Raw genomic sequence first — 6,841 nt, 5'->3', positions numbered from 1 at the left:
AGGTAGAAAAAGGTTCAAAAAAATCCCTCGATTAAATCGAGGGATTTGTGTAGAAGAGACAGAGCTTGGCAGGGGGTTCCGTAGAGCTTTCAGCTATAAAGCCGCTATAAAAACCCCTTTTGATTTGTTAAAACACCTTGCGGTCTGGCAACTGCAAAAGTGAATCAAGAAATCGAAAGGGGGTCCCACAATGAGGGATGAGAAGAGCTTAGCGCATACTCGATGGAACTGTAAATATCACATAGTCTTTGCGCCAAAATACCGAAGGCAGGTGTTCTACGGAGAAAAACGTAGAGCGATAGGTAGCATATTAAGAAAATTATGTGAATGGAAAAACGTGAACATTCTGGAGGCGGAATGTTGTGTGGATCACATCCACATGCTTCTGGAAATCCCACCAAAGATGAGTGTGTCGAGTTTTATGGGGTATCTGAAGGGGAAAAGTAGCCGGATGCTTTATGAGCGATTTGGTGATCTTAAATACAAATATCGTAATCGTGAGTTTTGGTGTCGGGGGTATTACGTTGATACAGTGGGAAAAAATACAGTTAGGATACAGGAATACATAAGGCACCAACTGGAAGCGGATAAATTGGGAGAACAATTATCGATCCCATATCCAGATAGCCCGTTTACGGGCCGTAAGTAATCAATAGAATGCAAATGTCAGATTGCGATGCGCCTGTTAGGGCGCGGCTGGTAAGAGAGCCTTATAGGCGCATATGAAAAACCACCGGCTATGCCGGGGGATACTTATTTGCCCGAATAAAATGTAGTTCCAAGTGTAATCATTATGTGATGAAATTTGAATTTGGCACGTCATTAGACGCCGCCGCGCGCAGTCGTGATCCAGCTGCGTCTGCCCACTAAACGCAGTGCTTTTTATGCACCTGCAAGGGAGCATTCCAGAGGCGCCAATACTGGCACTTGGCGGGTTGTGAGATCCTTTTCGAATTGTGCGAATTGAGGCATAGAATAGTTTTTTATGCAGGAGAATATTACTACGTGAACTCATCAGAAGAACGCAGAATATAGAGGGGGATTTATGTATCTTGCACCAAATATTTTGGCCTTTATCAATCAAGAAGCGGCATGTGGGAGAAACTGGCGACCGGGATACAATACTGGAGCGAATGATCTGTATTTTTCACCAATCCCCGGATGCACTAACCCCGCTGAACAATGGCAACATTTACATCTATCTTATACTTATCAGGATACATTGCATTATTTAGGTGGGAAAGTGAGCATCTTACACAGCATTCATTTATATAAACATGGCCGCTGGAATATACAAGCAATTACACGATTTCCTCGACCTATGCAACTGGCAATAATAAGTGTCCAGATATTTTGGACGCCTCCACCAACAAGATAAAATCTTGTGGCACAGTTAAGCATAATGCCAACAGATTGTATTTTCCGAAGGCTCCGCTGATTCAAAGGAGCCTTCATAAAGTGTGACATGTCACACCATCACAATTGCAATTTTAACTCATGCCAGCCTAATGTAGTCCAACATTGAGAATCACCAGACAAGCAGCACTTTGCCATGGGAAGCGCATCACCGCACTCAGTACCTGCATTTTCTGTTGTAACTCTGAATCCTCTTTACGAATAATCAGCGTGAGATATTCATTGACGTCATAAGGTTCGCGCCCCGGTCGCCTCAATGCACAATTACGCTTTAACATCGCTAGTTGCTGATTATCGAGCAACAATTCTATTTTAGTGGCGCCCGCAGGAAGCTGGCGTTGACGTTGGGCGGCTTTACGTTCTGCGGGGGATTTAGCCATTGTGTTTGTTCTCCCTGATTACCAGCGCGCATGCGGTAAGTGGCACAAAAATATTTTTTCAAATTCTTTTCGTGGTCACTCTTTAATAAACCGTTCTTCATCCAAGAAATTGTCATTATCAAACAATATTACCGTGTCAAAAAAAGCCGGTTCACCCTGTATGCGATTTAAGGTGACCCGGCCTGTCTGCGGTTATGCAAAAAACGGTTTCGGCAATGTACTTTGCGATGTAGCCCACCGCATCGTTCATCGTCATCTTCCTGTAATGCCTTTTTCCGTATAATCTCAACTGCTGCCGCACGGCTGGTCTTATCGGTAAACAACAAAAAATAGAAATATATTGGATGGATATTTTGAAAGACTTAATTGTTAAGATTCTGTATATGAGGCGCTATTGGCTATACCTTTTGTTCTGTTTATAATATTTGCTATTTCGTTTAGCACGTTGCAAAAAGGAATAATCATGACTAAACAGCAACCTATTTCCATCTGGCGCTATCTATTATCGCGTGATGCGATAATGACGATTATTATACCGATAGTGCTTTATAACATTGCTTTTCGATTTGGTAGTGTCGGTATTACTTTATTGCTAACAGGCTTATATTCACTTGTTCTCAAATTTATTAGCAAAACCAAAGGTTCTTTAATTGTTGTTGCATTGATTCTCATCTCAGGCATTAACCATTATCTTTATATTCATGGGCATATGCTATTTGCTATCAAACAAGAAGACGTATTTCTTTCTATTAGTGGGGCTATTTCCACGATAATTGTATTTTGTTTTTATTCATTATCGGGTAGGCCAGTTGTGCAAACACTGGCAGAACAAGCTATGCCGAGATTAAAAACTATTGCGGTTTACGGTACGCCACTCTATGCCAGAGTATGGCATGAAGTTTCTATGGCTTGGATGTTGGTGTTTTTGTTGAAAGCGACAGGGCTTTATGTGCTTTCAGGTAAAGGAGAATTGTCTATTAATAGTCTCATTTTTCTATGTGGCTCTCCGTTAACGCTGTTGATGATACTGTTCAGTTTCTATTGGCCCAGATATCGTTGGAAGTCAAAAAGATAAACCGTCCAACTTAAAAAATAGTTTGGTGAGACACATACGACAGGCATCAATATTTTGGATGAACCCGCATGGCGATGGCCTGATAAACATTGAGTATAAAAAGAGTGTGATTCTTTTCACGCTTTACGTTCGAATAGTACAAAACTAAGAAATATTCCTAAATCAACTAAGACCACAGCTCAAGCCAATTTGTTTCTAGTTCCTTAAACTGCCAAGTAATAACAATACCAACGAAAATTTTCGCTTCTTGCGATTTGCCTTTTTTATTTCCACCTGCATCAAAAAAGGCTCTTCTTCACGTGGTTATCCAAGGAATTCAAATGCTTAAAATTCTAGAACAAATTCGTAAGCCAACACTGGATCTTCCAGTGGAAGTACGCCGCAAAATGTGGTTCAAGCCCTTTATGCAATCGTACCTGGTGGTTTTTATTGGCTATATGGCCATGTATCTGGTGCGTAAAAACTTTAACATTGCCCAAAATGATATGATCTCGACTTATGGTTTGTCGATGACGCAATTGGGGTTAATAGGGTTAGGGTTTTCTATTACCTATGGGATAGGTAAGACCGTTGTTGCCTACTATGCGGACGGTAAAAATACTAAACAATTCTTACCATTCATGCTGATTCTATCTGGCCTTGCCATGTTGGGTTTCAGTATGAGTATGGGTAATTCTGGCGTCAGCATTTTCCTGATGGTGGCATTTTATGCATTGAGTGGTTTTTTCCAAAGCATCGGGGGACCTGCCAGCTATTCCACGATTACAAAATGGACTCCCCGCAATAAGCGCGGAAGTTATCTTGGTTTGTGGAATATGTCACATAACGTAGGCGGGGCTGGGGCGGCTGGGGTTGCACTCTTTGGCGCCAATTATTTTTTCAATGGTCATGTAATAGGGATGTTTGTTTTTCCTTCTATTATTGCGCTGATCATTGGCTTTATTGGATTGCGTTATGGCAGCGATTCTCCAGAAAGCTATGGCTTGGGTAAGGTAGAAGAACTATTTGGTGAAACTGTTAGCGAAGAAGATATTGCGGCAGAAGAAAACCAAATGACTAAAAGAGAAATCTTTGTTGAATATGTCTTAAAGAACAAAGTGATTTGGTTACTCTGTTTTGCCAATATTTTCCTTTATATCGTGCGTATTGGTATTGACCAATGGTCAACGGTGTATGCGTATCAGGAATTGGGGCAATCAAAAGAAACTGCTATCACGGGTTTCACCATGTTCGAAATAGGCGCGCTGGTCGGTACGCTAATGTGGGGATATCTCTCAGATTTAGCAAATGGTCGTCGCGCTCTGGTTGCTTGTTTTTCGTTAGGTTTAATTATTGTCTGCCTTGAATTCTATCAAAATGCAACCAGTGAGTTCATGTATTTGGGTTCTCTGTTTGTACTCGGCTTCCTGGTATTTGGCCCACAATTGTTGATAGGTGTGGCGGCTGTTGGTTTTGTACCGAAAAAAGCAATCAGTGTTGCTGATGGTGTTAAAGGAACGTTTGCTTACTTAATTGGTGACAGCTTTGCCAAACTCGGTTTGGGTATGATTGCTGATGGTGTGCCTGTCTTTGGTTTGACGGGGTGGAAAGGAACGTTTGTTGCCCTGGATGCCTCAGCCTTTGTCTGCCTTAGCCTGCTTGTTTTTGTGGCAATTGCGGAAGAAAGAAAAATACGAAAAAGTAAGAAAGCGCAGTAATTCATTCTGAAAAAGTGCATCGATGCTGCTGTATTTCTACAGTAGCATCTTCCCATCACCTTTTACCAAGGTATCATCTATTGCTAAGGCATACCAAGAAAGGTAGTTTAGTTTGATTCTTAATTTGATAATAAATAATGATGATTAAAGTAGCGTTAGTTGATGATCATGTTGTTGTTCGTTCAGGGTTCGCCCAATTGCTGAATCTCGAATCTGATATTGAGGTGGTGGGGGAATTCAGTTCATGTGCTGAAGCCAGACAAGGATTGCCGGGCTCAGGAGCAACAATTTGTATTCTGGATATTTCGATGAAAGATGAAAGCGGGCTGTCACTGCTGCAAGATCTTCCTTCGGGTATTGCCTGTATTATGTTGAGTGTTCATGATTCTGCCACTATGGTGGAAAATGCCCTGAAGGCGGGGGCACGTAGTTATCTCAGTAAACGTTGTAGCCCGGATGAATTAGTTCAGGCAGTACGCACTACGGCAAATAATGGTTGTTATCTTACACCGGATATCGTGCTCAAATTGACCTCATCAAAAAGCAATCCGACTTCATTGGAACATCTGACTAAACGGGAACGACAAGTAGGAGAAATGTTAGCCCGTGGTATGGATGTCAAGGCGGTGGCGGCGGAATTGGGATTGAGCCATAAAACAGTGCATGTCCATCGCGCTAATGCGATGAGTAAGTTAGGGGTAACAAATAACGTTGGTTTAGCTAATTATTTTGCCACTAGTGATTTTTAATGCATCGATATCTGATTAACTCATTCTGCGGTTGGTTACTGTTTTCTTGTTGGTGGTTCTGTTTATGGGTAATCGCCTACTATTTTGTCAATGACTCAGAACTGGCTATCTTATTTTTTCCTTTTTCTTTGCGTCTCGGTATCGTACTGCATACTCCCAAACATTATTGGCCGACTGTTTATGGTGCAGAATGGGTGCTGACCGTTTGTTTGACGCTTTTAATGGGGCAACTGCAATGGCTTACAGTATTAACCGCCAGCATAGCCAGTCTCCCGGTTGTTTGGTTTGCCAGCCGTTATTATCTCGGTAGTCAATGGCAGCGATTCGCTGTCATGATCAGTGTGATTCTGGTAACTTCTCTCATTAATGTTGTGGCAATAAGTAATCATAGTCCTGCCTTGATTATTGCATTTTTGGTGAGCTTAACGGGTGGTGTCATGCTGATTCCTTTGTGTTATTTAGTGTGGCACTATTTGTTCCAAAATGTTTGGTTTCCTTTGACCGCCAATCTGGTATCACATCGGCTTCAGTTTCGCACAAGTCACATTACTCTGTGTATTTTATTGTTTATACTGAATATTTTTTTGCAGGTGGGTTTGCCGAATGAATTGCGCTACTTTGCTCCATTTTGTTTAGCCATCCTGATTATCTTTCTGGCTTTTCGTTACGGTTGGCAAGGTGCTGTACTCGGTACTTTACTGAACAGTATTGCATTGATTGCTGCGCGTAGTGGCGTTTCGAGTATGGAGATCACGGATCTGCTATTATCGCTCTTGGTGCAAACGTTAACGGGTATTATGTTGGGGATGGCAGTTCAGCGTCAGCGTGACCTTAATGTGCAGTTAAAGCGTCAACTGCATCGTAATCACAGCTTATCCCGTCAATTGGTAAAAGCAGAAGAATCGGTGAGGCGAGAAATTGCACGTGAATTGCATGATGAGATTGGTCAGAATATTACCGCTATTCGTACACAAGCTAATATTATCCAGCGTGTCGAAGTCGCACCAATTAGTTTTAACTGCGCCAAAACTATCGAATCATTATCTCTCAATGTTTATGATACGACTAAAGGACTGCTTAGTCGGTTGCGTCCTAAAATTCTTGATGATCTTGGCTTGAAAGAAGCCATTGAACAATTATTGCGGGATATGGAATTTGAATCCCATGACATATTAGTGGACATTCACTGGGAAGCGGATTCTGCTGTGGCAATTGAGCAACTGAGTGATACAACTCAAATCACATTATATCGTCTTTGTCAGGAAGCACTGAATAATGCCTTGAAATATTCTCAAGCCAATCATATTGAACTGCATTTTTCTGTCAGAGAAAAGATTAAGTTGCTGATCAGAGATAATGGTATTGGCTGTAAGGCCGAAGACCATATGAAAGGGTTTGGTTTACGTGGTATGCGGGAGCGTGTGCAAGCCCTTGGTGGAACGTTCTCAATTCATAGTGAAAAACGACAAGATGGTCTGGCACGTTCGGGGACAGATTTGTCAATCATTTTTCCTAAACTTTAAG

The 6,841-nt window shown here is 41.7% G+C and carries 6 protein-coding genes and 1 pseudogene; 6 read left to right on the top strand and 1 reads right to left on the bottom strand.

The annotated features are described in order from the left end of the window. Positions 1 to 190: 190 nt before the first annotated feature. Together tnpA and AB204_RS22350 are read left to right on the top strand one after the other, a co-directional pair. A complete protein-coding gene (gene tnpA / locus AB204_RS08210; protein ID WP_047962897.1) occupies positions 191 to 649 on the top strand; it encodes an IS200/IS605 family transposase in 459 nt (152 codons plus the stop codon). A 396-nt stretch (positions 650 to 1,045) separates the two neighbouring features. Beyond that, the gene (locus tag AB204_RS22350; RefSeq protein WP_152671515.1) at positions 1,046 to 1,378 is read left to right on the top strand and encodes a hypothetical protein; all 333 of its coding nucleotides are present in this window, start codon (positions 1,046 to 1,048) and stop codon (positions 1,376 to 1,378) included. Positions 1,379 to 1,476: 98 nt separating this feature from the next. Here AB204_RS22350 and AB204_RS08205 read toward each other — a convergent pair. Then, positions 1,477 to 1,796, bottom strand: a pseudogene (locus AB204_RS08205) (hypothetical protein). Positions 1,797 to 2,259: 463 nt separating this feature from the next. Between AB204_RS08205 and AB204_RS08200 the strand changes: the two are divergent. The 4 genes from AB204_RS08200 (at position 2,260) to uhpB (ending at position 6,840) form a co-directional block, all read left to right on the top strand. After that, positions 2,260 to 2,871, top strand: coding sequence for a hypothetical protein (locus tag AB204_RS08200; RefSeq protein WP_047962896.1), 612 nt, complete (start codon positions 2,260 to 2,262; stop codon positions 2,869 to 2,871). Positions 2,872 to 3,191: 320 nt separating this feature from the next. Further along, a complete protein-coding gene (gene uhpT / locus AB204_RS08195) occupies positions 3,192 to 4,568 on the top strand; it encodes a hexose-6-phosphate:phosphate antiporter (protein ID WP_047962895.1) in 1,377 nt (458 codons plus the stop codon). Positions 4,569 to 4,708: 140 nt separating this feature from the next. Continuing rightward, the gene (uhpA, locus tag AB204_RS08190) at positions 4,709 to 5,317 is read left to right on the top strand and encodes a transcriptional regulator UhpA (protein WP_047962898.1); all 609 of its coding nucleotides are present in this window, start codon (positions 4,709 to 4,711) and stop codon (positions 5,315 to 5,317) included. Then, entirely contained in the window at positions 5,317 to 6,840 is a 1,524-nt protein-coding gene (uhpB, locus tag AB204_RS08185) for a signal transduction histidine-protein kinase/phosphatase UhpB (protein ID WP_047962894.1), read from the top strand. Before uhpA ends, uhpB begins: the two co-directional genes overlap by 1 nt. Position 6,841: the final 1 nt, after the last annotated feature.

Source organism: Xenorhabdus khoisanae, from assembly GCF_001037465.1.
In the GTDB taxonomy this organism is placed as follows: Bacteria; Pseudomonadota; Gammaproteobacteria; order Enterobacterales; family Enterobacteriaceae; genus Xenorhabdus; species Xenorhabdus khoisanae.
Note: the sequence above shows the minus strand (reverse complement) of the source record. Positions and strands in the feature narration are given on the sequence as shown.